Below are 26373 nucleotides of genomic sequence, written 5' to 3' on the forward strand. Positions count from 1 at the left end.
TTCAGAAGCAGGTTTATTCCTCTTAAAATAAAAGCGAAACAATCACGATGGAGGCGATTACACCAATTAAGTCTGCAAGGAGTCCAACTTTTAATGCATCTCCCATTTTTTTTATCCCTGCCGCACCAAAATACACAGTTAAAATATAGAGCGTCGTATCTGTACTGCCCTGCATAACAGCCGCAAGCCTTCCAATAAAGGAATCGGGTCCGTTGCTGGCTATCAAATCGGTTGTCAGGCCGAGTGCCGCCGTCCCAGAAATAGGCCGAATGAAGGCAAGCGGAACGATATCCGATGGAACGCCGATGGCCGACAGTGCCGGTTTTATAAAGTCAAGGAGGAAATCCAGCGCTCCTGATGCCCTGAAAATGGTAATCGCCACAAGCATCCCAACGAGATAAGGAATAATTGAGAAAGAAATCTCTATCCCTTCCTTGCCCCCTTCAACAAAGGCTTCATATGTCTGAACTTTCTTGAATGTTCCATAAATCAATATAAAAGCGATCACAAGCGGAATGAGCCATAAAGACAGCAAACTGATCCATTCCATCAGGCTCCCCCTTTCCGCTTCCTCCGAAGGTAAAAATACCGGTCAATCAGCAGAGCTCCGATTGCTGAGATTATCGTAGCGATTAATGTCGGCATGACAATATCAGCCGGATTTGCAGAACCATACGATATTCTTACGGCTATTACCGTAGTCGGAATTAACGTGATGCTTGATGTGTTCACTGCCAGGAACGTGATCATTGACCGGCTGGCGGAATCCTTTCCTCCGTTCAGCTTTTTCAACTCCTCCATCGCTTTAATACCAAGAGGAGTTGCAGCATTTCCCAATCCAAACATATTGGCCATCGTATTGGAGAGGATATAGCCCATTGCCGGATGATCAGGCGGAACCTCCGGGAATATTTTTTTTGCTATCGGCCTGCACAGCTTTCCAAGCGCCTCCAGCATCCCTGCTTTTTCCGCAATCCTCATCAGTCCAAGCCAGAAAACGAGAACGCTCATTAAGCCGAATGAAATGGTAACCGCATCTTTCGCTCCTTTAAAAATTGCGGCATTGACAGAATCCATTGTCCCATTAAATAAAGCGTAAACGATTCCAACTACAATCATTCCTACCCATATATAGTTAACCATCGGTACCGGCTCCTGCAAGTGCAAAGAAAAGGCGTTTCACTGACTCCCAAAGAGAAACTTCAGGCTTTCTTGTCCGGCCGTTTTCAAAATAGACAGGAACGTTCAGTACAGGATCTTCTTTAACAAAGACCTTCAATTGTCCGACCACAGAAGGGACTTTTTTCGGATCCTTCCATGTTTTTAAAGGCTTTTGCAGGCTAACTTCTGTCCGGATGGATGCCTTTTCATCCTCCGTCAGCGGATAATACACATCCCTTTGGATAAAGGCTTTATTTTGATAAAACGTATCGTTGAGCGATTGCAGGTTCCCTCTCGGTTTAATTTTATAAAGATTATAGTGGTCAAAGCCATATTCATACATGCCTATATGGTCATTCCAGTCATCTCCGTCATTGATCGTGACTGCGATCAGATTCAGCCCATTCTTAGATGCGCTGGTAACGAGTGTCCGTTTCGCTTTTTTAGTAAATCCCGTTTTTCCGCCAGTGCAATATTCATAAAGGGTGGTCAGCAGTTTATTTTTATTTTTCCATACTCTGTCCCATTTTTCATTCGGGTTCGGCGATCGATGGATCTCGGTGCCGGAAACTTCCTTAAAAATAGGATTGTTCATAGCGTATCTCATAAGAAGCGCCATGTCATAGGCAGTCGAATACATCTTTTCATGATCATCCAGTCCGTGGGGATTGGCAAAAAGCGTATTGCTCATGCCGATTTCCTCTGCTTTTTCGTTCATTTTATAAACAAAGCCTTCAAGACTTCCGCCTACATGCTCCGCAATTGCCACTGCCGCATCATTCCCGGAACGGAGCATCAATCCGTAAACCAGCTCGCGGAGCTTAATTTTTTCACCCGCCTGCAGATAGATGGAAGATCCTTCTGTATAAACAGCTCTTGAACTGACGGTTACATTTTCATCCAATTTTCCGGATTCAATTGCGAGAATCGCGGTCATAATCTTCGTAATGCTCGCTATCCTCAATTTTTCGTTCTCATTTTTGGAAAGCAGTACTCTGCCTGTCCCCTGTTCTATAAGAATGGCGCTCTTCGCACTGACCATTGCTTCTTTAGACACTTCAGCTCGTGCATATCCTGGAATCAGCATTGTCAGAACAAAAACTGCTGCTATTAAACTTATAAATCCTTTCATCTGCCTCCACGTCCCTTGTCCTTATTTGTACAAGTTTATGCGAAGGAGGATGACTTATGACACGATATGTATTGCTGCTTATCTATTAAGAAAAATGGTATATCCGGCTGTTTACGGCTTCGGGCAAAAGAAAAAGCAGCCCATATCAGGCTGCTTTTCCATTAGCGGGACTGCATCATTTTTGTCCGGTAATCCGTTTCGTAATATTCAAGTTCTTCCCGTGTCTGCTGGAATTGGCTTTCAAGTTCAGCAACAAGCCGGTTTACTGAAACAGGAACAGCCTGTCTGAATTTAATGGAGTTTTTTCCAGTGTAAGCAGAGCGGCTGTCTTCATACCAAACGTCATGCTTCGGCTGAAAAAATTCTTCAATGCACTGATGGTAAACACGGTAAAGAATTTTCTCGGCTGCCGCTTTGCGAAACGGCTCTGTTTGTGTAATGATGCTGCATGCTTCAAGCCCTTCCTCGCAAAAAACGGTCAGACGGCGAAAGTTGCTCAGCAATTCTTCATAAAATAGACGGTCTCCAGGCTGTTCCTCAAGCATCGAATCGATGGTTACCGAATTTAAATGCCTGGAAAGTCCGGAAACCACTGTTTTTAAAAAATCGGCTGTCTGTTCTGTTTGCAGCTTTACCATTGAATTACCCAAATTGATCCACGTCCTCTCAAAGCATCATTTTCAGCACACGGTCTCTTATGTTAATTCATATCGGTGCGTGTTTCATTTCATGCTTGTTTTCAGTCTGATACTCTATTTTTTTATGTATACCCTATCGGAAATAGATTAAGACATTTCCTGAATGCTACCTCTTTATAGTACCATATTTTCTGAAAATTAGATCAGCTAATTAAGGTCATCCATCGTCTGGCTGAATTTTTCAAAAAACAAGTCGGCCTCATCCTGCTCACCCTCATCGCCATCCTCCGGAAGCGGAGGCAAGTCACCGATTGATTTCAGTCCAAAGTACTCTAAAAATTCGCTCGTTGTTCCATATAAAATGGCTCTTCCGGTCCCTTCCGCCCTTCCCACTTCTTTAATCAGCGCTTTAGAAACGAGCGTCTGCAGAGGTCTTTCCGTTTTCACTCCGCGGACTTCTTCAATTTCAATTCTTGTGAGCGGCTGCCTGTATGCGACAATCGCCAGCGTTTCCAATGCCGCCTGTGATAGGGATTGACTTCCAGGGGACTCTACTAATTTTTTCAAGTAGGGGGCATGCTCTTTTTTCGTAGTAAGCTGAAAAACATTTGCTACCTCAGCGATTTCAATTCCGCGGTTTTCGTTTCTATAATCAGCAGAGAGATCTTCCATAATATCCTTCACAATGGGTTCTTCTACATCAAGTACATTCATAAGCTGTTTTAAAGAGAGACCTTCGTCTCCTGCTGCAAATAGCAGGGCCTCGACGATGGACTTCCACTGGATGATTTCTGTCACTTGCTTTTTCCACTCCCTGTAATATACAAATCTGAGAAGTTACCTTCTTGTTCTATGAAAATAAACTGTGATTTCATTAACTCCAGCACGGCTAAAAACGTGACAACGAGATATTCTTTGGATTCTTCCGGGAACAAGTCCATAAAATGACGGCGCCCCGGTTTTATTCTTAAGTCCTCAAGAATTTCATTCATCCGTTTCTCAATCGGAATTTCCTGCCTTGTAATTCTTGTTTGAAGCGGTTTCTGAAGTTTTTTTCTTCTCATTACTTTCTGAAAAGCGCTTAGCATATCATAAACCGAGATATCAAGCGGTGTTTTTTCTGCTGAGGTGTCCTGAGAGAATTCGCTTAAATCGCTTGGAGGCTTCGTATATACGAGCGCTCTTTCCTCTTCCCGTGTTTTAAGCTCTGTTGCAGCTTCTTTGTATTTTCTGTAATCGATCAGTCTTCTCATCAGTTCATCCCTGGGATCTTCTTCCATTTCAAATCCCAGTTCCTCATCAAAAAGCTCCTCCTCCTGTTTCGGCAAAAGCATTTTGCTTTTGATTGAAAGCAGCGTGGCAGCCATAACCAAAAACTCGGATGCCACATCAAGCTCAAGCTCTTTCATTGTGTGAATGTAGAGCAGATATTGTTCAGTAATTTGCGATACAGGTATATCGTATATGTCAATTTCCAATCTGTTAATTAAGTGCAAAAGAAGATCAAGAGGCCCTTCAAATGCATCGATTTTTACTTGATATTCCAAATTAAATCTCACCAACATCCTTCTATAAACTGCGCTACCCTTTAGTATAGAACAATCCTTCCTATAGTCCAATACAAAATTAACGAGAAAAACTTTTTTTAAAAACCGGGCGAACGCCCAGACATTTGGGGCATCCGCACATATGATACGAAAGAAAACAGCATGATTTTGAAGGAGGAACTATAAAATGGGTGAAGCAAGAGGATTTGGCTACGGCGGCGGGTTCGCATTAATCGTTGTACTTTTCATTTTATTGATTATTGTGGGAGCAGCATGGCTTTACTAATATAATCGCAAAGCGCCGGGATTACGGCGCTTTCTTTTATTTTTATGCGCAGGCTGTTTATGATACAATTTGGACAATCAGAAACTGGAGTGATGGGAATGTACCCTGAAGCATACATAGAATATTTAGTTCATTTCCACGGAGACCGTGATTATTTTGAATGCCATGAGCTGCTGGAGGAATATTGGAAGGAAGCCCCGGCTTCTGAACGCGATCCTGTCTGGGTGAGTCTGATTCAGATTGCCGTCAGTCTGTACCATCACAGGCGGGGAAATTTTAAAGGAGCGGAAAGGCTCCTTGGCCAATCCATTCGGTTCCTTGAAATCCATCCAGGAGAAATCGAAAAACTCGGTCTGAAGGAGACAGAACTTAAGAATCTGCTTCTTCAGCGCCTCTGCGAAATACAGAAAGGCGTTTCATATAAAAGTTTACATTTACCAATCGCTGATCTGAAGCTTGAAAAAGAATGCAAAGTTCTTGCAGAGTCCAAACAAATGGTTTGGCAGTCCCCCAGTGACTTGGAAAATGAATCCATAGTGAATCGTCATATCCTGAGGGACCGGTCTGATGTAATCAAGGAAAGACTGACTCAGCTTGCTTTAAGGGAGAGAAACCGGAAAAAATAACGGACATAAGAAAAAGCAGAGGATCCGCTCCTCTGCTTTTACAATTCTTCCTGACCGGATTCCCGGCACTTTGCAAAAAATGATTCCGTATGTTCGTTCGGAATAATCGTCTTATTTTTATAGACGTCTTTCACTGCCAAGACCATCTTTTTTCCAATTCCCTGCTGCCGGTAGGAAGGATTCACACTGACATGCTGAATTTCCACTTCGTCATTTTCTTTTAAATGAACGCCAAGTGCACCAATAATATCCTCTTCTTCTTTCCATAAAAACAGCTGCCAGTCTTTTTCTGTCTCATATGTTTTAATGGTTTGCTGAAGAGTTTTCAGTTCTTTTTCAGCAGGCATGAAAGATAACAACCCCATGGCAATCTTTTCAAAGCTTTTCTTAAAGCGAATTAACATAAGTACCCCTCGATTAGCGAAATAGCTCTGAATTCAGAGCAATAATAGCAATTCTGGAAATCTTATAATGAATAAATGAAAAGCCACTCCTTCCATCATTATAAACAGAATTCCAGCTATTTTAAACACTTTTCGCCAATTTTATTGAAATGACTTTAACAGGTTTGCCATTTCAATAGCAGAAACAGCAGCCTCCCAGCCTTTATTTCCGGCTTTGGTGCCGGCTCTTTCAATGGCCTGTTCAATGGTCTCTGTAGTAAGCACTCCGAAAATAACCGGTATGCCTGACGCAGCAGAGGCATTGGCTACACCTTTTGCCGCTTCACTGCAAACGTAATCGTAATGGCTGGTTGATCCGCGGATCACCGTACCAAGAGTAATAACTGCGTCGTATTTTCCGGACTCCGCCATTTTTTTGGCGATAAGAGGCAGTTCAAAGGCTCCGGGTACCCAAGCGATTTCAACATTTTCATCTTCAGCGCCGTGACGTTTTAACGCGTCCTGTGCCCCTCCTAAAAGCCTGCTTGTTATAAACTCATTAAATCTGCCTACTACAATTCCTATTCTTAATCCTTGAGCTACTAAATTACCTTCATAAATTTTAGTCATTTTCCTCATCCTCCGTTATCTTTAAAAAATCTCTCCGTTAAACTTGGCTGTTGATTTCCGCTGCAGCCGTTCGCTTTCTGCTTCAATCAACAGGATAAAAAAATCAACAACATGCTTTTACATAGCTTAAAATTTTAATAAGTGACCAAGTTTATGGTGCTTTGTTTTTAAATACTGTTCATTTTCATCTCTTAATGGCATCTGAATAGGCACTCTTCCGGCGATTTTCATTCCGTACCCTTCCAGCCCTTTAATCTTTTTCGGATTGTTCGTCAATAGACGCAATTCCTTTAATCCGAGATCTTTTAAAATCTGGGCTCCAATTCCGTAGTCCCGCAAATCCGCCCCGAAACCAAGCTTTTCGTTCGCTTCGACTGTATCATAGCCCTCTTCCTGCAGTTTATAGGCTCTCATTTTATTAAGCAGGCCGATTCCTCTGCCTTCCTGTCTCATATACAGCAGGACACCGTTTCCTTCATCTTCAATTTGAGCAAGGGCAGCATGCAGCTGAGGTCCGCAGTCGCACCGGTATGACCCGAATACATCTCCTGTCAAACACTCAGAATGAACCCTTACAAGCGTTGGTTTTTCAGGATCAATGGTTCCTTTTACGAGAGCAACATGCTCTTTTCCATCAAGGACGTTCGAATAGCCGATTGCTTTAAACATTCCAAATTCGGTGGGAAGATTGATTTCCACTTCCCTCGAAATCAGCTGATCCGTCCTGTTGCGGTACAAAATTAAATCTTCAATCGAAATAATTTTCAAATCCATTTTCTGTGCGAGTGTCTCCAGTTCAGGCAGTCTGGCCATTGAACCATCTTCGCTCATAATTTCGCAGATTACACCAACAGGCTCGGATCCGCAAAGTGCGGCTAAATCTACCGCTGCCTCGGTGTGTCCCGCTCTTCTGAGAACGCCGCCTTCTTTCGCTACAAGCGGAAAAACATGTCCGGGACGCTTGAAATCGTGGGCTTGTACCTCAGGATTTAAGAACGCGCGTATCGTTTCGGAGCGTTCAAAAGCACTGATTCCAGTCGTTGTCGTTTTGTAATCCACACTGACAGTGAAGGCTGTGCCGTGGGGATCTGTATTTTGCTCGACCATTGGTTTTAAATTCAGTCTGGCCGCACGATCTTCAGTCATCGGGGTACAAATCAGACCTTTCCCATGAGTCGCCATGAAGTTAATCACTTCAGGCGTTGCCATTTCGCCAAGCGCCACAAAATCGCCTTCGTTTTCGCGATCCTCATCATCTACCACAATGACTGGCTTCCCGAGTTTCAAGTCGTGCAAAGCTTCTTCTATAGAATGGAACATCCTCTTTCCCTCCTGACGGGGTACCGTTATTTAAATCCGTGTCTTTCAAGAAAACTTTCCGAAATCGGAGCGTGAGATGAGTCCCGATTGGAAGCGGAGGTGAACTTTCTCACATATTTCCCAATTATGTCACATTCGACATTGACTATGTCGCCTGCTTCTTTGCTTCCAAGGACTGTTTCCGATAAAGTATGGGGAATAATTGAAACTTTTACCTTCCCATCCTCCAGTCCAAAGATGGTCAAACTGATGCCGTCTACGGCAATCGATCCTTTCATGACCAAATTATCCGTTATGTCGACAGATGTATTAATTTCAAAATAGACAGCGTTCTGGTCCTGCTTTTTTGAGAGGATAACACCGGTGCCATCAATATGCCCGCTAACCATATGGCCGCCAAACCTTCCGTTAGCCCCCATTGCTCTTTCAAGATTGACCATAGTGCCCCGTTTCCATTCGCGGATACTTGAGGATTTAACTGTTTCCGGCATGACATCCACTGTAAATTGATGCTTTGTAAAACTGGTAACAGTCAGGCACACTCCGTTTACAGATATGCTGTCGCCAAGCTTTACATCTTCAAGAATAAGAGACGCTTTGATCGTATAGGACATCAGCCTGCCGCCTGAAGCAATGCGTTCCACCGTTCCCAGCTCTTCCACAATGCCAGTAAACATTTATTTTCCCTCCTCCCTTCGGCGCACGGCCCTTATTTTTATATCGTTCCCTAAAATCACCGGTTCTGTAAATGTAAGTTCAACTGCATCTTTCATCCTTTCAAATCCGGTGCCCCCTGATATGGATAGACTTTCTTTGCCTCCGAGCAGCTTAGGAGCGATGTAGATCACCATTTCATTAAAGCACCCTTCATGAATAAAAGATCCGTGAATTTGTGATCCGCCTTCCGCGAGAAGCGATGAAATCCCTCTTTTCCCCAATTCTTCAAGAACATCTTTCAATGTGTGCCCGGCACTTAAAGAAATGATGGTTACCCCCAGATCTTCAAAATCTGAAATCCGTTTGGGATCCGCATCATCAGAGGAAACAATCCAGGTCTCAGCAAGACCGTCTGTCACAACCTTTGAATTCAATGGTGTTTTCAGATTCCTGTCCAGGATAATTCTGACTGGCTGCCGCTTTGGTTTTTCCAATCGGCACGTAAGACTTGGATTATCATGAATCACCGTATTAACGCCTGTAAGAATGGCATCATGCCTTTCCCTATAACGGTGGACATCTTCTCTCGCCTGTTCTCCCGTAATCCATTTACTGTCCATCGATTTCGTTGCTGTCTTCCCATCCAATGTGGATGCAGCTTTTAAGGTGACGTACGGTACTCCCGTTTTTATATAGTGGAAGAAAAATTTATTAAGTTCCGCCGCTTCCTGTTCAAGTACGCCTGTGCAGACTTCGATTCCCGCTTCCTCGAGAAGAGCAGCTCCTCTTCCTGCAACAAGAGGATTTGGATCAAGAACGGCAATAACCACCCTTTTTATTCCTGCGGCTATGAGCAGCTCGGCACACGGCGGGGTTTTTCCGTAATGGCTGCAAGGTTCAAGTGTGACAAAAATCTCTGCACCTTTTGCTTTTTCACCTGCCATGCTGATGGCATGAACTTCTGCGTGGGCTTCTCCGGCTTTTAAATGAGCTCCCATTCCGACAACATTTCCATCCTTTACTACAACCGCGCCAACAGCGGGATTCGGCGAGGTCTGGCCAATCCCCTGTTCTGCAAGCTCCAAAGCGAGCTTCATAAATGTCTCGTCCCGCATCATTCGATTCCCCCCCTTTTTGGATACAAAAAAGCCCCGGAAACTTCCCGGGGCTGGAGTGGTTACGAAGGCATATCAAATAAGAGTAAAGTAAACCTGTATTTTCAGAATTTACCATACCCGTCGCTGAATTAGCACGTTCGATCCTTCTCCCATCCAGACTGTAACTGTCGGCTCCAGAATTTCACTGGATCCACCGCTGGCTAATGCCACCGGGTCACGGACTTTGGAGCATCATCACTCCATCACCGCCGGTAGGGAATTTCACCCTGCCCCGAAGGATAATCAACATATTCAGTTGTCTTGAAGACATTTTAGCCTTTAGAACAAAATTTTGCAACGATAAAGCTGATATGAAAAGAAGGATTTCTGCCATATGAAAGGAATATTTCAGTTGAAAGGGGGAGAAGAGGATGATTAAGGCTCTATTTTTTGATTTGGATAATACCTTGCTTGACCGTGATTCCTCAGTTGAGAGATTCATAGCTTTTCAATATGAGCGGCTTATTCCAGGGAAAATCCGAAAAAAGGACTACTGTAAAAGGTTTATTGAATTAGATGCCGGCGGTTATGTTTGGAAAGACAGGGTTTATCAGCAGCTCGTTGAAGAATTCGACATCGGATTCCTTTCATGGGAAACCCTTCTTGCCGATTACGTGGAAAATTTCCACACTAGCTGTGTCCCCTATTGTAATCTTCATTCCTGTCTTTCTTCCCTGGCCGCCTATTCTCTCGGAATCATTTCAAATGGGTATGGAGCCTTTCAGCTGCGAAATATTCAAGCGCTTGGAATCGAAAAGTATTTTAAGGTTATCTTATTATCTGAGTGGGAAGGCGTAAAAAAACCGGATCCGGAAATTTTCTGCAAAGGATTACAGAAGGTAAAGGTTTTGCCGGAGGAAAGCATTTTTATAGGAGATCATATTGAAAATGATATTAATCCTGCCAGGCAGGCAGGCATGAAAACGATTTGGAAGAGAAATGGCCGAAACGGGGATGGATCAGCGGATTATGCAATCGATGCGTTGGATGAAATTCCAAATTTGGTGGAAACGCTAAGCGGAAAACTGAAATTCTGCAGGTAACAAGATGATATATGGAGATGACGTGCTGCTTTTGGGCGGATACCTGCCGACCTATAGATATATCGGCTATTATTCTGTTATATCAGCTACTATTTTATCGGCTGAAATTTTGATCTATCGACTTTTCGGCAAAAATCCTTTCTATTAAAAAATAGAGGGGCCAATAGCCCTCTCTTATTTACTGATAAATTGCTGAGTCCAATAGTTTCCGTCTTTTACATAGCCGACTCCGATATGAGTATAGGAAGCATTCAGGATATTGGCTCTATGGCCTGAACTGTTCATCCACGCCGTCATAACGGCCTGAGGACTTGTTTGGCCCTTTGCAATGTTTTCTCCTGCTGTTTTATATTGGATGCCAAAGCTTTTCATCATGTTAAAAGGAGTTCCGTATACCGGACTGTTGTGATCAAAATAGTGCTGATCGTGCATATCCTGAGACTTATATTTTGCTACTCTGCCTAACTCCCAATCTGCTGCTAAAGGCTTCAAACCGGCTTTCGCCCGCTCTTTGTTAACCAAGGATACAACTTCTGCCTCGATGGACACCTCATCATTTACAGGAATATTGATTTTCTGGCCAACCGCAATACGATCCGGGTTTTTAAGCTGAGGATTGGCCTGAACTAATTCAGATACGCCTGTCTTTGTTTTCGATGCTATCTTCCAAAGGCTGTCCCCCTTTACAACAGTGTATGTACTGGCTGCAGCGGATGCAGCGGATGGCAGGATTAAAGAGATCGCCAGCGCAGCTGGAATCATTTTATTCAGCATATTGTCTCCCCCAATGAATTGAATTTTATAGTGCTTTTTTATTAAATGACATATCCCGGCCTCTATCAATCATCAATAATTGGTAAAAGACAAAAAAAAGAGAGGCCATCAGCCCCTCTTTCCTGCTTGCTTACGCTTCGAACACTTCAACTTTTTCCATTTTGTCGCCGTTTTTCATTGCTTTTGCGGCTGCAACGTTTGACGTTACTTTGCCGAATACTGTGTGAACACCATTAAGGTGCGGCTGCGGCTCATGAACGATGAAGAACTGGCTTCCGCCTGTGTTTTTTCCTGCATGGGCCATTGAAAGGCTTCCTTCTTCATGCTTATGGGGATTGCCCTCCGTTTCACAGTCGATGCTGTATCCAGGACCGCCGGCTCCTGTACCTGTAGGATCTCCTCCCTGTGATACGAAACCAGGAATTACGCGGTGAAAAGTTACTCCGTTGTAGAATCCTTCGTTCGCAAGCTTCTCGAAGTTGGCTACTGTGTTAGGTGCTTCAGCAGGAAATAGATCGAATTCGATCTTCTCTCCGTTTTCCATCAATATGTATCCTTTTTTAGCCATTGGTATCTCTCCTTTAGAGTTAATCAGCCATATTATAGCACAAAAGACTTCCAGACAGAAAAATGACGATCTTTATACAAATGAAACTTTCTGCCGTTTTAATCCGTCTAACCGTTTTGAAGACCCATACCATGCTGAAATGAAGCGATTGGCAAAAAATATGCTATGACACTTAAAACAAAACAGCTATAATGGTGTGGTGACCCGCAAGATCTTTTTTACCTTTGAAGGAGGGTATTTACTTGAAGAAAGTATTTGCAGCGATGCTTGCCGCTTGCATGATCGCCGTTCCCCAGATTGGATTGGCAGATTCAGCTGTAGGGGATGTAATTATTACGCTTGGAGAGAACCTGACTCCTCAGCAAAAGCAAACCGTTTTACAGGATTTAAATGCTCCAGAGAACGCACAGACTGTAACGGTTTCCAATCAGGAGGAACATAAATATCTCGGCCAGTATATACCGAAAAGCCAAATTGGAACAAAGGCACTTTCCTCTTCCTCGATTACGATCGAAAAGGCAGGATCCGGCCTGGAAGTGAAAACGAAAAACATTAATGTGATTACAGATGAAATGTACTTGAACGCTCTAATGACGGCAGGCGTAAAAGACGCTACCGTTCAGGTAACCGCGCCAATTGAAGTATCGGGAACCGCTGCGCTTACCGGCTTAATTAAAGCGTATGAAGTCAGCACCGATAAAGTCATTCCTGAAGATGTTAAACAAGTCGCAAACGAAGAACTGGTCACAACTTCTAAGCTTGGACAGAAACATGGAGAAGAAAACGCTTCTGCCCTTATGGCAAAAGTGAAAGAAGAAGTAGCTAAAAACGGAGTTCCGGCGAATGACGATGAGCTTCGGACCATGATTGAAAATGCTGCAAAGGAATTGGGCATTACCTTAACTGAGAACGAGATTAATAGTTTAATTTCATTATTCAATAAAATGAAGGATGCCAACGTCGACTGGAATCAAGTAAGCCAGCAGCTGGATCAGGCGAAAGAAAAGATTACGAAATACCTGAATTCAGAAGAAGGCCAGAACTTTATTGATCAGGTTATTCAATTCTTTGCAGCTCTCTGGAACGCAATTGTGTCCATTTTCAGCGGAGGCAGTCAGCAAAACGGATAATATCAAATGAGGCAGCCGCAATTAAGGGCTGCCTCATTTTTATAGAAAAATCTTGAGATCATAGAATGCATCAATCGAATCATCCCACATTCATCCTTTTAAATTACTTCACCTTAGCCGCCAGCGGAAGATCGAGCTTCAGCAGGTCTTCATAGGATTCTCTTCGAATGACGAGCTGTGCTTCACCATTTTCTGCAAATACAACAGGCGGTCTGGCAATTCTATTGTAATTATTCGCCATCGAATATCCGTAAGCGCCCGTACAGAAAACAGCCAGCAAATCCCCTGCCGATGTTTCAGGCAGTTCAATGTCCCAAAGAAGCATATCGCCGCTTTCACAGCATTTTCCTGCAATGGATACTTCTTTGCTGCACACATCATTCATCCGGTTGGCCAGGGCAGCTTCGTATTTTGCCTGATATAGCGCAGGCCGGATGTTATCACTCATCCCTCCGTCGACCGCAATGTACTCACGGATATTGGGAACCTCTTTCCGCGATCCGATTTTATACAAAGTAGTCCCTGCATCTCCCACAAGAGATCTGCCCGGCTCAATCCATATTTCCGGAATCTCCATGTCGAGGAGCCGCGACTGTGCTTTCACCGCCTGAATCATTTGTTCCACATACGATGCAGGGTGAAGCGGTTCGTCTTCAGCTGTATAGCGTATTCCAAAGCCTCCGCCCAGGTTCACGACAGATGGGACAAATCCAAAGCTGTCTTTCCATTCTCTGATCTTTTTAAAAATCTTTTCTGCAGCAAGAACAAAGCCCGCTCCATCAAAAATTTGAGAACCGATATGACAATGAACACCAAGAAGACTGAAGCCCTTATCAGCCAGGACCAATTCCATTGCCCGCTCAATTTGCCCGTTTTGCAAATCAAAACCGAATTTGGAATCCTCCTGACCCGTTGTTATGTAATCATGGGTATGAGCTTCAACTCCGGGAGTTACCCTAAGCAGCACAGCGGCGGTCTGTTTCCGTTCCTTTGCAATCTGCGATATGAGATGGATTTCATAGAAATTATCAACAACGATACAGCCAATACCGGCTTCCATCGCCATGTTCAGTTCTTCTTCACTTTTATTATTGCCATGGAAATGAATTTTCTCCGGGGGAAAACCTGCTTTCAGTGCGGTATAAAGTTCTCCGGCTGAAACCACATCAAGGGACAGGCCCTCTTCTTGCACAAGCTGGAACATAGCTACCGAGGAAAATGCCTTACTGGCATAGGCCACCTGAGCCTTAACATTTTCATTTTCAAATGCCTGTTTAAACTGGCGGGCTCTTTTGCGGATTAACTCCACATCATAGACGTATACAGGAGTTCCATACTGATTTACGATCTCCACTGCGTCTACTCCGCCAATTTCGAGATGCCCTAAACTATTGATTTTGCTCGTACCATGTAGATACACCGTTCATTCCCTCTTTCTGTCTGCTATAAAGGAAAAAGCAGCTAACAACATACGGTTATCAACTGCTCTTGGATAAACTCCCTTTAAAAGATTAAACATACATTATCACAATTAATGGCGCGTTTCAATGATCATTTTCATTTCCGCTGCCTCATGATATCCTGCGGGTGAACGATGCTTGGACGAAGCCTTGCGCCAGGGACAGATGTTCTTATAACAATTTGCTTAAACGCAGCCGCATTAAAGGGAAGAAATGGCCACAAATAAGGGGTATTCAGTGTCCTTGTTGAAGCGAGATACAAGATAAAAGCTGTAACACCAATGATAAACCCTTTCACATGGAAGACCGCTGTTACAGCGAGGAGCAGCAGGCGAATGATTTTATTTGCCACACTGAGCTCATAGCTCGGAGTTGTAAAGCTCCCTATGGCAGCTATAGAAACATATAAAATGACTTCCGGCACAAAAAGTCCGACATCGATCGCAATTTGCCCGATCAATACAGCAGCGATCAGCCCCATAGCGGTTGATAGAGCGGTCGGTGTATGAATAGCTGCCATCCTTAGGAACTCTATGCCAAAATCGGCTAAAAAGATCTGTGCAACAGCCGGAATATTGGTTTGTTCGTTGGGACCTACAAAGGATAAACTTTTCGGCAAGAGAGAGGGCTCCAGGATAAATAAAAACCAAAAAGGCAAAAGAAAAGTAGAAGATAATATACCTAGAAACCGCACCCAGCGCAGGAAAGTGCCGATTGCAGGAGCCTGGCGGTATTCCTCTGCATGCTGTACATGATGGAAAAGGGTCGTGGGAGTAATGATAACACTCGGTGACGTATCGACGATGATCAGAACGTGACCTTCCACGAGGTGATTGGCCGCTACATCTGCTCTTTCCGTGTAACGCACCATCGGAAAGGGATTGAACCCCTGTTTCACAAGAAACTCTTCTACGGTTTTATCCCCCATGGTGATGCCATCTACACGGATTTCTTTCAGTTCTTTTTTGATTAAATCTACAAGATCTTTGCTTGCAATATCCTCTATGTATGCTACACATACATCTGTTTTTGAACGTTCTCCGACTTTTGTCAATTCATACCGAAGCCGCTCGTCACGAACCCGTCTTCTGATTAAGGCAGTATTGACGATGATATTTTCGACGAAGCCATCCCTTGCTCCGCGGACGACTTTTTCTGTATCCGGCTCTTCGGGATTTCTCCCCGGATAGCTTCGGACATCAACGACCAGTGCATAATCAGCGCCTTCAAGCATGATGGCGACAAGGCCGGATAATACCTCTGTAACCGCCTTTTGAATCGTCTCCACTTTTGTGACTTGCTGATGAACAAGCCTGTTCTCCACAACTTCCTTGAATTTATCGGGATTCTGCCCGGTATCGTTGACATCGGCAAGCGCCGTTAATAAAAGCATCAAGTACTGGGAGTCGCAAAGTCCCGTTACATAATAAAGGTTGACTCCCTTCCCCATAATGGTAAATTTCCTTACCCCTATGTCAAAGCTCGTTCCCATCCCAACGTAATCTTTAAAATAATTTTCGTTTTCATGCAGCTTGGGTGAAATCGGGGCTTCACTTTTGATGTTTCCGGGCATCGATCCCATTCCTTTCTAAAATAATTTCAGCCGCCTTCATCGTAATCGGGGCTCCTTGTTTTACATCATCTCTCCGCGCCATTTTCCCTATATCTCCAATCCCCACAATGATCGGCACATTTAGCCGGTCAAGACTGTAAACCGTATCGCCATTAATCCTGCCATCTTCCAATTCCTGAATCCCGCTTTTATCAACTCCGTGACCCGTCAGTTCCCCTTCGCGGTCAATGCATACATCAACCCGCGCCCAGTCAGACTGCCTTGTTTTTGCTGCGACTGCTATTACACCCAGTACTTCAATATCGGGATGCTCCGCCACATACATCATTGCCTTTTCTCCCGGTCCTTCACCAGGCATGCCGCAATCATCAAATAAAACGAAGACCGGGTCATATGGTGTCGTCAGAATCAATGTAACAAGCTCTTTCCCGGAAAGCCTGGAAGGATTCCCCTGCGATTGTGAAATCCAGCGTCCGCCTATCTGTTCCGCTGTATAAGCGATGTTTTTCGCTGCATATTCATCCCCGTCCGTCACCAATATAACCCTTCTCTTCATTATTGATCCTATCCCTTCGGCTTAAAAATAAGCGCTATGATAAAGGCAAAAAGTATAGCAGAAGAAATACCGGCTGAAGTAAGATTGAAAATCCCGATTGCAATCCCGATAAATCCGTGCTCGTCCGCCTGTTCCATTGCCCCGTGAAGCAGTGAGTGGCCAAAGGAGGTGATCGGAACGGTCGCACCTGCACCGGCAAATTCAATAAAATTGTCGTAAATACCAAATCCATCGAGGATGGCCCCAATGACAACAAACGAACTCATGACATGAGCCGGCGTCAGCTTAAATGCATCCAAAAGAATTTGTCCAACTACACAAATCAGTCCTCCACATACAAAGGCGAGTACATATTCCATTACAGCGTTCCTCCTGCAGCCCGTTCAAACACCACTCCATGAGCGATAGTTGGAATCGATTCTTTTTGCTGAATCATCGTCGGACTCAGCAGTGCCCCGGTCGCTACGACAAGAACCCGGTTCAGGTTCCCAGCCTTCATTTCCTGAAAAATATGGCTGTACGTCACAACCGCAGAGCATCCGCAGCCGCTTCCGCCTGCAAAGATCCCCTGATCAGGCCGGTATATAAGCAAACCGCAATCCTGATGTTTGGAAGAGATTTGGATGCCTTCTTCTTTTAGTAAATCAATTAAAATCGGACTGCCAACACCTGATAAATCACCGGTTATAATTAAGTCATAGTCATCCGGTGTCCTATTTAGATCCTGCAAATGACGCTTAATCGTATCGGCTGCAGCAGGAGCCATTGCAGACCCCATATCATTCGCATCCTTAATTCCATAATCCTGAACTTTACCAATGGTCGCGGATGTAATCCGGATCTCCCCGGGTTCATTCGTAATCAGCATTGCTCCAGATCCTGTGACCGTTGCTGTCGATGTTCCCGGCTTTTGTCCGCCATATTCAGTCGGGTTTCTGAATTGCCGCTCTGCAGTGGCATTGTGACTGCTTGTTGCCGCAATTACCTTCCCGGCATACCCTCCGTCTATCATTAAAGATCCGATCGCGGCTGTTTCCATCGAAGTTGAGCATGCACCGAACATACAGATAAACGGAATCCCCAGATGTCTGGCTGTATAGTTGGATGTGACATTTTGATTGAGCAAATCGCCGGCAAGAAGGAAATCAATGTCTTCTTCCTGTAGATTTGCCTTTTTAAGGCTGTGGGCGATGGCCTGCTCCATTAATTTTCTTTCGGCAAGTTCCCAGTTGTCGGCACCGCAATGCAGATCATCATAGGTTTCATCGAATAAATTGCCAAGCGGACCTTTTGCTTCTTTTGGCCCTACAGCCGTTCCTGTCGATTTAACATAAACGTTATTTTCAAAAACCCACGTTTGTTTTCCATTCAGCTTCATACAACTCTTCCTCCTTATGATCCTGTCATCAAACCGAAGAAATACCGGATGATTCCCACGACATAAGCCGCTACAGCACCGAATACAATCACACTTCCTGCGAGTTTAAACATATTTGTCGCGACTCCAAGCACGAGTCCTTCACTTTTATGCTCAAGAGCCGCACTGGTCATCGAATTGGCAAATCCGGTTACAGGCACAGCAGAACCGGCCCCGGCAAACTGCCCGATCCGGTCGTAAATTCCAATCCCTGTAAGGATAGAAGAAATCAGAATTAAGGTGGCAACGGTAGGATTGCCGGCGGTTTCTTTCGTAAAATCAAAAAAGGTGATATAGAAGTTGCTGATTAGCTGACCGATAACACAAATTAATCCTCCGACAGCAAAAGCCTTTATACAGTTTAGAAAATAATTTGGTTTTGGCTGATAAGCTTTTACATGTTCAGAATAATGATCCTTCATTTTAGACATGATTTTCCTCCTTTATGGATTGACAAAATACATCCAGTGATACAGGGAACCGCATACTTTTCCAAGCACAATCGCCATAAGCATAATCAGAATTTGTTCCGCTATCCCAATCCGCTTTGCGAGGATTGGCAAAACATTCAAAACCTCTGTGAGGGCCGCTGCCAAAAGACCGATGAACATGCCGTCCAATAACCCGATTGGCATGGCGGCCATGGAGGGAACATGCAGGACCGGCTCCCATAAACTCATCCAGCAGCCTGCCGCTGCCCCCGTCACGACACTCCATTCATAGGATTGAATGGAAGCCATGGTTTTAGTCAGCTGGCTCAGCCTTGGGATGATGCCCAATACAGCCAAAAAGGCAACAAAACCAGCTCCCACAGCAAACCCCCATGACAGGCCGAGGAAAATAATAAGGAGGAGGCTAATGATCATCGATCTTTTTCACACTCTCTTTATTTTCATTCATGGCCACATACTGATCCAGGTCCAGCTGGTATTTGAACATTTCGACCTCAAGAGGACTCGGCTCTTCATTAATCCTTCTTTTGAATACATGATTAAAGAACAGAATCATTCCGAGACCCAATCCCACCGAATATGGAATTTGCAGGAGCAGCGGTTTGTCAATCCTTTCTCCGGTCAGCATGAAGTAGAGCTTTTGATGCACGGCCTGCATACTGACGTCCTCATGAAAATTAATGATGGCCATAGCCGCACCTGTAAACAGCAATAGCCAGACGAGAATTAAATAAACCATCTTCCGTCTCTTTTTCTCATAGACAATCTCTACTACCGTTTGAGACGGGCCAATCGTCTGAATATCCGCTTCAGGCACTGCCATGCTAATGGCCTGTATAACATCCATTCCATCAATCACGACCATATTTTTGTCATTCATGGTGATCTGATAAATGGACAGGTTTTTAAGCGGAGTCCATTCTTCAGGACAGATGACCTGTGCAAGATCATCCAATTTCAGAGATGTTTGCGGTGCCGCTTGAATTCTGTGTCTAAGCCTTATGTAAACCGTTTTAGCCACGTTCTTCACATCCCATAGTGATACGTAAGTGTATAAGTAGTATGCTGTGGACTTCTTTTAAACATGCAGACCGAGCCGATTTACACAAATTACCACTTAAAACCGATAAAAAAAAGCAAACCCGCAAAGGATTCGCTTTCTCTGATTTAACCGCCCATCAGACTTTTCATCTGATTCAATATTTTTTTCTCCAGCCTTGAAACTTGAACCTGTGAAATGCCCAGCCTTTCAGCCACTTCAGACTGGGTCTGATCTTTGTAATATCGCAGGTATACAATCAATTTTTCTCTTTCATCAAGACCTTCAAGAGCCTCTTTAAGGACAATTTTATCAAACCATTTAGAATCGGTATGATCGGCAATCTGGTCTAAAAGGGTAATGGGATCGCCATCATTTTCGTAGACCGTTTCATGGATGGAGGAAGGAGCTCTGACAGCTTCTTGCGCTAAAACAACTTCTTCAGGTGAGATATCAAGATGAGCAGCAATTTCGGTCACTGTCGGCACCTTGCCTAATGTCTTCGATAATTCGTCCTTTGCCCGTCTGATTTTATTCCCGAGTTCTTTGAGTGACCGGCTAACCTTTACCGTCCCGTCATCACGGATAAACCGCTGAATTTCGCCGATTATCATCGGCACCGCATACGTGGAAAAGCGGACATCATAGGATAAATCGAATTTGTCCACTGACTTCAGAAGGCCAATACAGCCAATCTGAAAAAGGTCATCCGGCTCGTATCCGCGGTTTAAAAATCGTTGGACGACTGACCAGACAAGTCTCATGTTGCGCTGAACAATGGTGTCTCTCGCCAGCTGGTCCCCCTGCTGACTTTTTAAAATCAGCTCTTTCACCTCATGGTCTTTTAACTGAACGTTCTTCTGATCGTTCTTAACCTCCACATCCATGGCTCGTCTCCTTAATTAACCAAAGCTTTGCTTTTCGATAAATGCTTTGTTAATTTAACCGATGTTCCCAGAGAAGGGGCTGACTCTACTTGAATTTCATCCATAAAGTTTTCCATAATCGTAAACCCCATTCCGGACCTTTCCAATTCGGGTTTGGTCGTGAACAGCGGCTGCCTTGCTTCTTCAAGATCATGAATGCCGATGCCCTCATCGCGGATCGTCAGCTTTACAACGTCCTCTTCAAGAGACGCGGTGATATAGACAATACCTGCAGGATCATTGTTATATCCGTGGATAATTGCGTTGGTCACCGCTTCAGAAACGACGGTTTTAATTTCTGTCAGCTCATCCATTGTCGGATCAAGCTGGGCAATAAAAGCTGCTACCGTAACCCTTGCAAAAGATTCGTTCTGACTTAAAGCCGAAAACTGGATTTCCATATGATTTTTCATCAGGAAGCCACCCCCAGTGTCTGAAGAGCTTTTTCCTCATTTTGTTCAAGTCTGACTATCTTGAACAGACCGGACATATCAAAGAGCCGCTGGATGGCTGGAGATATCGAGCAAACGACCATTTCTCCGCCAAGCTGTTTGATTTGCTTATATCGGCCCAGTATGACACCAAGGCCCGAACTGTCCATAAACATCAAATTCCCAAGATTCAGCACAATGTGCTTAACATGACCTTCTTGTAAGATTTCATTAACTTTTGACCGCAATTCATCCGTACTGTGATGATCCAATTCTCCGGATAAGCGAATGCACAATACAGACTCCCGAACGCTAAGTTCAACGGCTAGACTCATCTGCTACTCCTCCTTGTTCTGTGCTTGTATGAGTCTTTCGTTTTTCCTTATGCGTTTTCCTGCCCCATGACAAAACTAGTGAACATTCGCCATAATCAGCCAGCTTTTGTAAAGTCGGACATAACCCTTTTAAATAATGACCACCAGCTTGCCGTTTGAATATCCTTCTCTGCTGTCAGCGGACTTTTCGCCACTACTTCGCCGTCTTTTTTCAATACAAGCATCCCAAGAACATCTCCCTTTTTCAGCGGAGCAGACAAATTCTTTTTAGGAATAATCTGTTTTGTCATGTTTTTCATATTTTCACCTTTTTTGGTTAAAAGGGAAATCGGCTCTGATGTCACAAGGTTCACCGTTTTATCGCTTCCTTTGCTTACCTTTTGAACACCGATTACCTCACTGCGCTGATAAAGCGGATGGGTTTCATATTGACTAAACGCATAGTCAAGCATTTTCGTCACCTGGTTATTGCGGTCTTTTGGTGTTTCTGCTCCCATTACAACCGCAATGACCCTCATGTTCCCTTTTTTCGCCGTGGCCGTCAGACAATACTTTGCTTCGTTTGTGAAACCGGTTTTCACACCGTCTACACCAGGGTAGAACTTCACAAGACGGTTTGTGTTAACAAGCCAGAATTTTTTATCCGTATTGGTTCTTAAGTAGTCTTCATACTTCCCGGTATATTTTGTAATGTTTTCATATTTAAGAAGCTCTTTCCCCATAACCGCCATATCATGAGCCGTGCTGTAATGCCCTTTTTCAGGCAGGCCGGTGGTGTTCTCGAAATGCGTATTCTTTAGACCCAGTTCTGCAGCCTTTTTGTTCATCATGGCAACAAAACCATCTTCTGAACCGCCAAGATGCTCAGCCATGGCTACAGAGGCATCGTTTCCTGAGCCGATTGCAATTCCGCGCAGCATCTCATCTGCCGACATTTCCTCACCCGGCTCAAGAAAAATTTGCGAACCGCCCATTGACGCAGCATATTCGCTTGTGCGGATTTTATCGGTTAGCTTGAGTTTCCCTTTATCAAATGCATCCATAATCAGGATCATCGTCATGATTTTCGTCATACTTGCCGGCGGAAGCTGCTGATCGCTGTTTTTTTCATAGAGGATTTTGCCTGTATCCCGTTCAATCAGCACGGCCGATTTCGCCTGCGGTGCCAAGTCGGGGCTATTTTCTTTTGCGAATGCTCCCTGCGCAAATGTAGACAAGCAGCAAATTATGATAAGCATGGAAAAACCTTTTTTCATTTCCAAACCCTCCCAAATAAGATACCTTCCATTTTTTCCAATTAGGAGAGGATTATACATACCGAACCTGATGAATTGCATTCTTGTTTTTCAAATGGGATTGTCCAGTAAGTCCGTTGAGAAGCCCGCTCCCCTTTTCCTGCGTTTTTTTCAGCTGAATTCTAGTGCAGGGGGCAGACGGATGACCACGTTCCTATCTCCAGATCTCATCTTTGCCGCTATTCCAAGCAAGCCCTCCGCGGCCCACCCTTTATTTAAATTTTCCTCAAAAAACCCCCCGGCAGCTTGACCGGGGGGTTTGCATTCATTCATTTTTCGAACTCTTTGAAGCGTTCTTTATAAAAACAAATGCCTATTTTGAAATGATTTCATATACAAAAGGCCGTTTTTCTGGCTTTTGGTCAGAATAGGTGAACGCATGATATAGGGTGTCCACCGCCTGCTGATGGTCTTCTTTATTGAAATGAAGTACGGCGATAACATCTCCTTCTTGCACTTGATCGCCTACTTTTTTCTTAAGCGTGACACCTGCGGAATAATCAATCTGATCCTCTTTCGTTTGTCTTCCGGCTCCTAACAGGAGTGCTGCAACACCAATCTCTTCTGCATTGATATCACGGACATATCCGGATTGCTTTGATTTTACCTCTACATGGTGCTTTGCCTGCGGAAGCAAGTTTATGGAATCGATTTGAGCCGCATTTCCATTTTGAGCGCTGATAAATTCCTTGAATTTACCGAGAGCCTCCCCACTCTCAATCGCCTGAGTTAACCCTTTGCGGGCTTCTTCTTCCGTTTTATAAATTCCGCCCAGGATAGACATTTGAACAGCGATTGCCATGGAGATTTCAATTAAATCTTCCGATCCATTTCCTTGTAAAACTTCGATAACTTCCTTGATTTCATTTGCATTCCCTACTTCATACCCCAAAGGCTGATTCATATCGGTAATAACAGCTATCGTATTTCGATTTAAATGACTTCCGATTTCAACCATCGTGGAGGCTAAATCTTTCGCACGGTCCAGTGTTTTCATAAATGCACCGGCACCGGTTTTGACATCAAGAACAATTGCATCTGCTCCCATGGCAATTTTTTTGCTCATGATGCTGCTTGCGATTAAAGGAATGGAGTCGACTGTTGCCGTTACATCTCTCAATGCGTAAATTTTCTTATCGGCCGGAACGAGATCACCGGATTGGCCAATAATCGAAATACCGTGCCGGTTTACATTATCAATAAACTGCTTGCCGCTCAATTCAACACTGAACCCCTCGACTGCTTCAAGTTTATCAATTGTTCCTCCCGTATGTCCAAGGCCTCTTCCAGACATTTTTGCCACGGGAACACCGACAGAAGCGACAAGCGGAGCCACAATCAGACTGATTTTATCTCCTACTCCCCCTGTTGAATGTTTGTCCACTTTTATTCCATTAATGCCGGACAAATCAACCGTTTCGCCTGAATTCACCATGGCATCCGTAAGCCAGGAGACCTCTTCTTTCGTCATGCCTTTAAAATAAACAGACATTAAAAAAGAGCTCATTTGATAATCGGGTATGGAATCATTTTTATATCCGTTTACTGCAAATTCTATTTCTTCTTTAGAAAGCAGTTTTCCATCGCGCTTTTTTTGAATTATGTCTACCATTCTCATGATGATGCACCTGCCTTCATTATTTTTTCTACTGCACCCTTTACCAGGCTGAGGAAGTTCGATTTCACCTTTTCGGTTGTCTCTATTACTTCATCATGGGACAATGGCTGATCCAGGATTCCCGCTGCCATATTGGAAATGCAGGAAATACCCAGCACATCCATTCCTGCATGGCGGGCAGCTATTACTTCTGGAACAGTTGACATGCCCACAGCATCACCGCCAAGAATTCTCAGCATCTTAATTTCCGCAGGAGTTTCGTATACCGGACCCGTATTGGCTACGTATACTCCTTCCTGTACCTTCATATTCAATTCGTCCGCCGTTTCTCTTGCGAGTGAAAGGAGGTTTCGGCTGTAAGCTTGAGAAAGATCCGGGAAACGCACGCCCAATTCTTTATCGTTCGGTCCAATCAGCGGGTTCGTCCCCATATTATTAATATGGTCTCGAATAAGCATCAAGTCCCCCGGTTCAAATTGTTCGTTAATTCCGCCCGCAGCGTTCGTCACGATTAGCGTTTGAACACCGATTTGTTTCATTACACGGACCGGGAGCACCACTTTCTGCATATCATAGCCTTCGTAAAAATGGAAACGCCCCTGCATGGCTATTACTGTAGCACCCTTCAGCTTCCCGTATACGAGCTGCCCGGCATGTCCTTCAACAGTTGAAACCGGGAAGCCGGGAATTTCCCCGTAAGGTATTTTAACTGCCTCTTCTATTTCATCAGCCAAAACGCCAAGACCGGAGCCCAGGATTAATCCTATCTCCGGTGCCTGTCCAATTTTTGACTGGATAAATTCTGCTGCCATACTAAGTCCGTCCGCCTTCATCAATCAGGCCTCCTCATCAATGTCTTTCAAGAAACTCTTCCCATATTCAGGCATTTTCACCTGGAAATTCTCAGCAATCGTTGCTCCAATATCAGCAAACGTTTTTCGGACCGGAAGCTCCCCGCCCTTTTCCATTCGCGGACTATAGACGAGCAAAGGCACATACTCTCTTGTATGATCGGTTCCATGATGTACCGGATCATTTCCATGATCCGCCGTAATGACAAGCAAATCGTCTCCGGTAAGCTTTTCAAACACCTCCGGCAGCCTCGCATCGAATTCTTCAAGCGCTTTCCCGTATCCTTCCGGATCCCGTCTGTGACCGTATAATGCATCAAAATCCACAAGATTTAAAAAGCTGATCCCGGTAAAAGAACGATCCATGATCTGTACAAACTGATCCATGCCATCCATATTTGATTTTGTTCTGACTGAATCGGTAATGCCTTCTCCATCATAGATATCAGAGATTTTCCCGATGGCAATTACATCATAATCCGCATCCTTCAGTTCATCCATCACCGTTCTGTCAAATGGCTTTAACGCGTAATCGTGTCTGTTCGGGGTTCTTGTCCAGTTTCCTGCTTCACCAATGAAAGGTCTTGCGATAACCCTTCCAAGTTTAAACGGTTCAGTCATCGTAAGTTTTCTTGCTTTTTCGCAGATCTCATAAAGCTCTTCTATCGGAACGATTTCTTCGTGTGCAGCAATCTGCAGAACGGAATCTGCTGAGGTGTATACGATTAAATCTCCTGATTTGACATGCTGTTCGCCCAGCTCATCCAGAATTTCTGTGCCGGAAGCCGGTTTGTTGCCAATCACTTTTCTTCCTGTTTCTTTTTCAAGCTGATCTGTCAGCTCTTTAGGAAACCCCTCCGGAAAAACCTGAAAAGGCTCGCTGATGTTCAGGCCCATGATTTCCCAGTGTCCCGTCATCGTGTCTTTTCCGCTTGAAGCTTCCTGCATTTTTGTAAAGTATGCTTTAGGGTTCTTTTGAACGGAAATCCCTTTAATTTCCCGGATATTGCTTAATCCAAGTTCGGCCATGTTCGGCATATGAAGTCCATTCATTTTTTCAGCTATGTGCCCTAATGTGTCGGCTCCTTCATCGTTGAATTCCTTTGCATCGGGGGCCTCTCCGATACCGACTGAATCAAGGACGATAACAAACACTCTTTTATATGTATACTTACTCACTTTTAACCCTCCTCAATTCGGGATTATCTCTTTGTAATCGATCCTGTCAGAAGTCTGACAACCTCATTATAAACCGGTTACAAACAAACTGCCAATGAAAATCCCGCATACCAAAAAGTATTCCTCCAATCCCCTCCGGAATTGCACATTTATTGAAAAGAATCCGTCTCCTGTTTGCCTTTTGGCAAA

At 44.2% G+C, this 26373-nt stretch carries 32 protein-coding genes and 1 riboswitch; of the genes, 4 read left to right on the forward strand and 28 right to left on the reverse strand.

The window, feature by feature from the left end:
- Positions 1–22 precede the first annotated feature (22 nt).
- The 6 genes from CEF21_RS14060 to CEF21_RS14085 all read right to left on the reverse strand — a co-directional run bounded on the left by CEF21_RS14060 (position 23) and on the right by CEF21_RS14085 (position 4478).
- On the reverse strand, positions 23–550 hold the full coding sequence (locus CEF21_RS14060) for a spore maturation protein (RefSeq protein WP_123917377.1): 528 nt from the start codon (positions 548–550) through the stop codon (positions 23–25).
- Complete coding sequence (locus tag CEF21_RS14065; RefSeq protein WP_123917379.1) at positions 550–1143, reverse strand: nucleoside recognition domain-containing protein; 594 nt, start codon at positions 1141–1143, stop codon at positions 550–552. Before CEF21_RS14065 ends, CEF21_RS14060 begins: the two co-directional genes overlap by 1 nt.
- A complete protein-coding gene (locus CEF21_RS14070) occupies positions 1136–2248 on the reverse strand; it encodes a D-alanyl-D-alanine carboxypeptidase family protein (RefSeq protein ID WP_241156870.1) in 1113 nt (370 codons plus the stop codon). Before CEF21_RS14070 ends, CEF21_RS14065 begins: the two co-directional genes overlap by 8 nt.
- A 206-nt stretch (positions 2249–2454) precedes the next feature.
- Positions 2455–2943, reverse strand: coding sequence for a YpuI family protein (locus CEF21_RS14075; protein WP_123917383.1), 489 nt, complete (start codon positions 2941–2943; stop codon positions 2455–2457).
- A gap of 195 nt (positions 2944–3138) precedes the next feature.
- Positions 3139–3729 carry an SMC-Scp complex subunit ScpB gene (scpB, locus tag CEF21_RS14080; protein ID WP_123917385.1) on the reverse strand — a complete coding sequence of 197 codons (591 nt, stop codon included), beginning with the start codon at positions 3727–3729 and terminating at the stop codon, positions 3139–3141.
- The gene (locus tag CEF21_RS14085; protein ID WP_481747675.1) at positions 3726–4478 is read right to left on the reverse strand and encodes a segregation/condensation protein A; all 753 of its coding nucleotides are present in this window, start codon (positions 4476–4478) and stop codon (positions 3726–3728) included. The genes scpB and CEF21_RS14085 overlap by 4 nt, the downstream gene beginning before the upstream one ends.
- 187 nt (positions 4479–4665) lie before the next feature.
- Here CEF21_RS14085 and CEF21_RS14090 point away from each other — a divergent pair, with 187 nt between their 5' ends.
- Entirely contained in the window at positions 4666–4764 is a 99-nt protein-coding gene (locus CEF21_RS14090) for a YjcZ family sporulation protein (RefSeq protein ID WP_123917389.1), read from the forward strand.
- Positions 4765–4823: 59 nt separating this feature from the next.
- Positions 4824–5390, forward strand: coding sequence for a DUF309 domain-containing protein (locus CEF21_RS14095; RefSeq protein ID WP_346773354.1), 567 nt, complete (start codon positions 4824–4826; stop codon positions 5388–5390).
- 38 nt (positions 5391–5428) lie between these two features.
- On the opposite strand, the gene CEF21_RS14100 is transcribed toward CEF21_RS14095, so the two are convergent.
- The 5 genes from CEF21_RS14100 to ribD form a co-directional block, all read right to left on the reverse strand.
- Positions 5429–5794, reverse strand: a complete 366-nt coding sequence (locus CEF21_RS14100) for a GNAT family N-acetyltransferase (protein ID WP_123917391.1) — start codon at positions 5792–5794, stop codon at positions 5429–5431.
- A gap of 141 nt (positions 5795–5935) precedes the next feature.
- Positions 5936–6403, reverse strand: a complete 468-nt coding sequence (gene ribH, locus CEF21_RS14105; RefSeq protein ID WP_123917393.1) for a 6,7-dimethyl-8-ribityllumazine synthase — start codon at positions 6401–6403, stop codon at positions 5936–5938.
- A gap of 126 nt (positions 6404–6529) precedes the next feature.
- On the reverse strand, positions 6530–7723 hold the full coding sequence (locus CEF21_RS14110; RefSeq protein WP_123917395.1) for a bifunctional 3,4-dihydroxy-2-butanone-4-phosphate synthase/GTP cyclohydrolase II: 1194 nt from the start codon (positions 7721–7723) through the stop codon (positions 6530–6532).
- Between the two features lie 26 nt (positions 7724–7749).
- Positions 7750–8400 (reverse strand): riboflavin synthase, encoded by a 651-nt coding sequence (gene ribE, locus CEF21_RS14115; RefSeq protein WP_123917397.1) that lies wholly within the window; start codon positions 8398–8400, stop codon positions 7750–7752.
- A complete protein-coding gene (gene ribD / locus CEF21_RS14120) occupies positions 8401–9495 on the reverse strand; it encodes a bifunctional diaminohydroxyphosphoribosylaminopyrimidine deaminase/5-amino-6-(5-phosphoribosylamino)uracil reductase RibD (protein WP_123920256.1) in 1095 nt (364 codons plus the stop codon).
- A 140-nt stretch (positions 9496–9635) separates the two neighbouring features.
- A riboswitch (FMN riboswitch) is annotated at positions 9636–9781 on the reverse strand.
- 127 nt (positions 9782–9908) lie between these two features.
- On the opposite strand from ribD, the gene CEF21_RS14125 reads away from it, so the two are divergent.
- Positions 9909–10580: an HAD family hydrolase gene (locus tag CEF21_RS14125; RefSeq protein WP_123917399.1), complete on the forward strand. Its 672-nt coding sequence runs from the start codon at positions 9909–9911 to the stop codon at positions 10578–10580.
- Between the two features lie 174 nt (positions 10581–10754).
- On the opposite strand, the gene CEF21_RS14130 is transcribed toward CEF21_RS14125, so the two are convergent.
- Both CEF21_RS14130 and CEF21_RS14135 read right to left on the reverse strand, forming a co-directional pair.
- Entirely contained in the window at positions 10755–11354 is a 600-nt protein-coding gene (locus CEF21_RS14130; RefSeq protein WP_123917402.1) for a CAP domain-containing protein, read from the reverse strand.
- Positions 11355–11484: 130 nt separating this feature from the next.
- Positions 11485–11922, reverse strand: a complete 438-nt coding sequence (locus CEF21_RS14135; RefSeq protein WP_123917404.1) for a peptidylprolyl isomerase — start codon at positions 11920–11922, stop codon at positions 11485–11487.
- A gap of 242 nt (positions 11923–12164) precedes the next feature.
- On the opposite strand from CEF21_RS14135, the gene CEF21_RS14140 reads away from it, so the two are divergent.
- Positions 12165–13052 carry a DUF1002 domain-containing protein gene (locus tag CEF21_RS14140; RefSeq protein WP_241156679.1) on the forward strand — a complete coding sequence of 296 codons (888 nt, stop codon included), beginning with the start codon at positions 12165–12167 and terminating at the stop codon, positions 13050–13052.
- Positions 13053–13155: 103 nt separating this feature from the next.
- Here CEF21_RS14140 and lysA read toward each other — a convergent pair whose 3' ends face one another.
- The 15 genes from lysA to deoB all read right to left on the reverse strand — a co-directional run bounded on the left by lysA (position 13156) and on the right by deoB (position 26184).
- A complete protein-coding gene (gene lysA / locus CEF21_RS14145; protein WP_123917406.1) occupies positions 13156–14472 on the reverse strand; it encodes a diaminopimelate decarboxylase in 1317 nt (438 codons plus the stop codon).
- Positions 14473–14609: 137 nt separating this feature from the next.
- A complete protein-coding gene (locus tag CEF21_RS14150; protein ID WP_123917408.1) occupies positions 14610–16085 on the reverse strand; it encodes a spore germination protein in 1476 nt (491 codons plus the stop codon).
- Positions 16063–16641 carry a stage V sporulation protein SpoVABEA gene (spoVAEA, locus tag CEF21_RS14155; protein WP_123917410.1) on the reverse strand — a complete coding sequence of 193 codons (579 nt, stop codon included), beginning with the start codon at positions 16639–16641 and terminating at the stop codon, positions 16063–16065. The genes CEF21_RS14150 and spoVAEA overlap by 23 nt, the downstream gene beginning before the upstream one ends.
- Positions 16642–16649: 8 nt before the next feature.
- Positions 16650–17000 carry a stage V sporulation protein AE gene (gene spoVAE, locus CEF21_RS14160; protein ID WP_123917412.1) on the reverse strand — a complete coding sequence of 117 codons (351 nt, stop codon included), beginning with the start codon at positions 16998–17000 and terminating at the stop codon, positions 16650–16652.
- Positions 17000–18019, reverse strand: a complete 1020-nt coding sequence (gene spoVAD / locus CEF21_RS14165; protein WP_123917414.1) for a stage V sporulation protein AD — start codon at positions 18017–18019, stop codon at positions 17000–17002. Before spoVAD ends, spoVAE begins: the two co-directional genes overlap by 1 nt.
- A gap of 14 nt (positions 18020–18033) precedes the next feature.
- Positions 18034–18489: a stage V sporulation protein AC gene (spoVAC, locus tag CEF21_RS14170; protein ID WP_123917416.1), complete on the reverse strand. Its 456-nt coding sequence runs from the start codon at positions 18487–18489 to the stop codon at positions 18034–18036.
- 12 nt (positions 18490–18501) lie between these two features.
- A complete protein-coding gene (locus CEF21_RS14175) occupies positions 18502–18924 on the reverse strand; it encodes a stage V sporulation protein AB (RefSeq protein WP_123917418.1) in 423 nt (140 codons plus the stop codon).
- Positions 18914–19531, reverse strand: a complete 618-nt coding sequence (locus CEF21_RS14180; protein ID WP_123917420.1) for a stage V sporulation protein AA — start codon at positions 19529–19531, stop codon at positions 18914–18916. The genes CEF21_RS14175 and CEF21_RS14180 overlap by 11 nt, the downstream gene beginning before the upstream one ends.
- Before the next feature lie 146 nt (positions 19532–19677).
- Positions 19678–20436 (reverse strand): RNA polymerase sporulation sigma factor SigF, encoded by a 759-nt coding sequence (gene sigF / locus CEF21_RS14185; RefSeq protein WP_123917422.1) that lies wholly within the window; start codon positions 20434–20436, stop codon positions 19678–19680.
- Between the two features lie 11 nt (positions 20437–20447).
- On the reverse strand, positions 20448–20888 hold the full coding sequence (gene spoIIAB, locus CEF21_RS14190) for an anti-sigma F factor (RefSeq protein WP_123917424.1): 441 nt from the start codon (positions 20886–20888) through the stop codon (positions 20448–20450).
- Positions 20888–21241, reverse strand: a complete 354-nt coding sequence (gene spoIIAA / locus CEF21_RS14195; protein WP_123917426.1) for an anti-sigma F factor antagonist — start codon at positions 21239–21241, stop codon at positions 20888–20890. Before spoIIAA ends, spoIIAB begins: the two co-directional genes overlap by 1 nt.
- Before the next feature lie 95 nt (positions 21242–21336).
- Positions 21337–22497 carry a D-alanyl-D-alanine carboxypeptidase family protein gene (locus tag CEF21_RS14200; protein WP_123917428.1) on the reverse strand — a complete coding sequence of 387 codons (1161 nt, stop codon included), beginning with the start codon at positions 22495–22497 and terminating at the stop codon, positions 21337–21339.
- Positions 22498–22849: 352 nt separating this feature from the next.
- Complete coding sequence (locus CEF21_RS14205; RefSeq protein ID WP_123917430.1) at positions 22850–24154, reverse strand: pyrimidine-nucleoside phosphorylase; 1305 nt, start codon at positions 24152–24154, stop codon at positions 22850–22852.
- Entirely contained in the window at positions 24151–24987 is an 837-nt protein-coding gene (locus CEF21_RS14210) for a purine-nucleoside phosphorylase (protein ID WP_123920260.1), read from the reverse strand. Before CEF21_RS14210 ends, CEF21_RS14205 begins: the two co-directional genes overlap by 4 nt.
- A gap of 3 nt (positions 24988–24990) precedes the next feature.
- A complete protein-coding gene (deoB, locus tag CEF21_RS14215; RefSeq protein ID WP_123917432.1) occupies positions 24991–26184 on the reverse strand; it encodes a phosphopentomutase in 1194 nt (397 codons plus the stop codon).
- Positions 26185–26373: the final 189 nt, after the last annotated feature.

This window comes from Bacillus sp. FJAT-42376 (assembly GCF_003816055.1).
Lineage (GTDB): Bacteria > Bacillota > Bacilli > Bacillales > Bacillaceae > Metabacillus_B.

What these genes read in the sequence shown, in the direction of transcription:
- CEF21_RS14060 (WP_123917377.1), bottom strand. Translation starts at nt 550, where the DNA reads ATGGAATGGATCAGTTTGCTGTCTTTATGGCTCATTCCGCTTGTGATC.
- CEF21_RS14065 (WP_123917379.1), bottom strand. Translation starts at nt 1,143, where the DNA reads ATGGTTAACTATATATGGGTAGGAATGATTGTAGTTGGAATCGTTTAC.
- CEF21_RS14070 (WP_241156870.1), bottom strand. Translation starts at nt 2,248, where the DNA reads ATGCTGATTCCAGGATATGCACGAGCTGAAGTGTCTAAAGAAGCAATG.
- CEF21_RS14090 (WP_123917389.1), top strand. Translation starts at nt 4,666, where the DNA reads ATGGGTGAAGCAAGAGGATTTGGCTACGGCGGCGGGTTCGCATTAATC.
- CEF21_RS14095 (WP_346773354.1), top strand. Translation starts at nt 4,824, where the DNA reads ATGATACAATTTGGACAATCAGAAACTGGAGTGATGGGAATGTACCCT.
- CEF21_RS14100 (WP_123917391.1), bottom strand. Translation starts at nt 5,794, where the DNA reads ATGTTAATTCGCTTTAAGAAAAGCTTTGAAAAGATTGCCATGGGGTTG.
- ribH (WP_123917393.1), bottom strand. Translation starts at nt 6,403, where the DNA reads ATGACTAAAATTTATGAAGGTAATTTAGTAGCTCAAGGATTAAGAATA.
- CEF21_RS14110 (WP_123917395.1), bottom strand. Translation starts at nt 7,723, where the DNA reads ATGTTCCATTCTATAGAAGAAGCTTTGCACGACTTGAAACTCGGGAAG.
- ribE (WP_123917397.1), bottom strand. Translation starts at nt 8,400, where the DNA reads ATGTTTACTGGCATTGTGGAAGAGCTGGGAACGGTGGAACGCATTGCT.
- ribD (WP_123920256.1), bottom strand. Translation starts at nt 9,495, where the DNA reads ATGCGGGACGAGACATTTATGAAGCTCGCTTTGGAGCTTGCAGAACAG.
- CEF21_RS14125 (WP_123917399.1), top strand. Translation starts at nt 9,909, where the DNA reads ATGATTAAGGCTCTATTTTTTGATTTGGATAATACCTTGCTTGACCGT.
- CEF21_RS14130 (WP_123917402.1), bottom strand. Translation starts at nt 11,354, where the DNA reads ATGCTGAATAAAATGATTCCAGCTGCGCTGGCGATCTCTTTAATCCTG.
- CEF21_RS14135 (WP_123917404.1), bottom strand. Translation starts at nt 11,922, where the DNA reads ATGGCTAAAAAAGGATACATATTGATGGAAAACGGAGAGAAGATCGAA.
- CEF21_RS14150 (WP_123917408.1), bottom strand. Translation starts at nt 16,085, where the DNA reads ATGCCCGGAAACATCAAAAGTGAAGCCCCGATTTCACCCAAGCTGCAT.
- spoVAEA (WP_123917410.1), bottom strand. Translation starts at nt 16,641, where the DNA reads ATGAAGAGAAGGGTTATATTGGTGACGGACGGGGATGAATATGCAGCG.
- spoVAE (WP_123917412.1), bottom strand. Translation starts at nt 17,000, where the DNA reads ATGGAATATGTACTCGCCTTTGTATGTGGAGGACTGATTTGTGTAGTT.
- spoVAD (WP_123917414.1), bottom strand. Translation starts at nt 18,019, where the DNA reads ATGAAGCTGAATGGAAAACAAACGTGGGTTTTTGAAAATAACGTTTAT.
- spoVAC (WP_123917416.1), bottom strand. Translation starts at nt 18,489, where the DNA reads ATGTCTAAAATGAAGGATCATTATTCTGAACATGTAAAAGCTTATCAG.
- CEF21_RS14175 (WP_123917418.1), bottom strand. Translation starts at nt 18,924, where the DNA reads ATGATCATTAGCCTCCTCCTTATTATTTTCCTCGGCCTGTCATGGGGG.
- sigF (WP_123917422.1), bottom strand. Translation starts at nt 20,436, where the DNA reads ATGGATGTGGAGGTTAAGAACGATCAGAAGAACGTTCAGTTAAAAGAC.
- spoIIAB (WP_123917424.1), bottom strand. Translation starts at nt 20,888, where the DNA reads ATGAAAAATCATATGGAAATCCAGTTTTCGGCTTTAAGTCAGAACGAA.
- spoIIAA (WP_123917426.1), bottom strand. Translation starts at nt 21,241, where the DNA reads ATGAGTCTAGCCGTTGAACTTAGCGTTCGGGAGTCTGTATTGTGCATT.
- CEF21_RS14200 (WP_123917428.1), bottom strand. Translation starts at nt 22,497, where the DNA reads ATGAAAAAAGGTTTTTCCATGCTTATCATAATTTGCTGCTTGTCTACA.
- CEF21_RS14205 (WP_123917430.1), bottom strand. Translation starts at nt 24,154, where the DNA reads ATGAGAATGGTAGACATAATTCAAAAAAAGCGCGATGGAAAACTGCTT.
- CEF21_RS14210 (WP_123920260.1), bottom strand. Translation starts at nt 24,987, where the DNA reads ATGAAGGCGGACGGACTTAGTATGGCAGCAGAATTTATCCAGTCAAAA.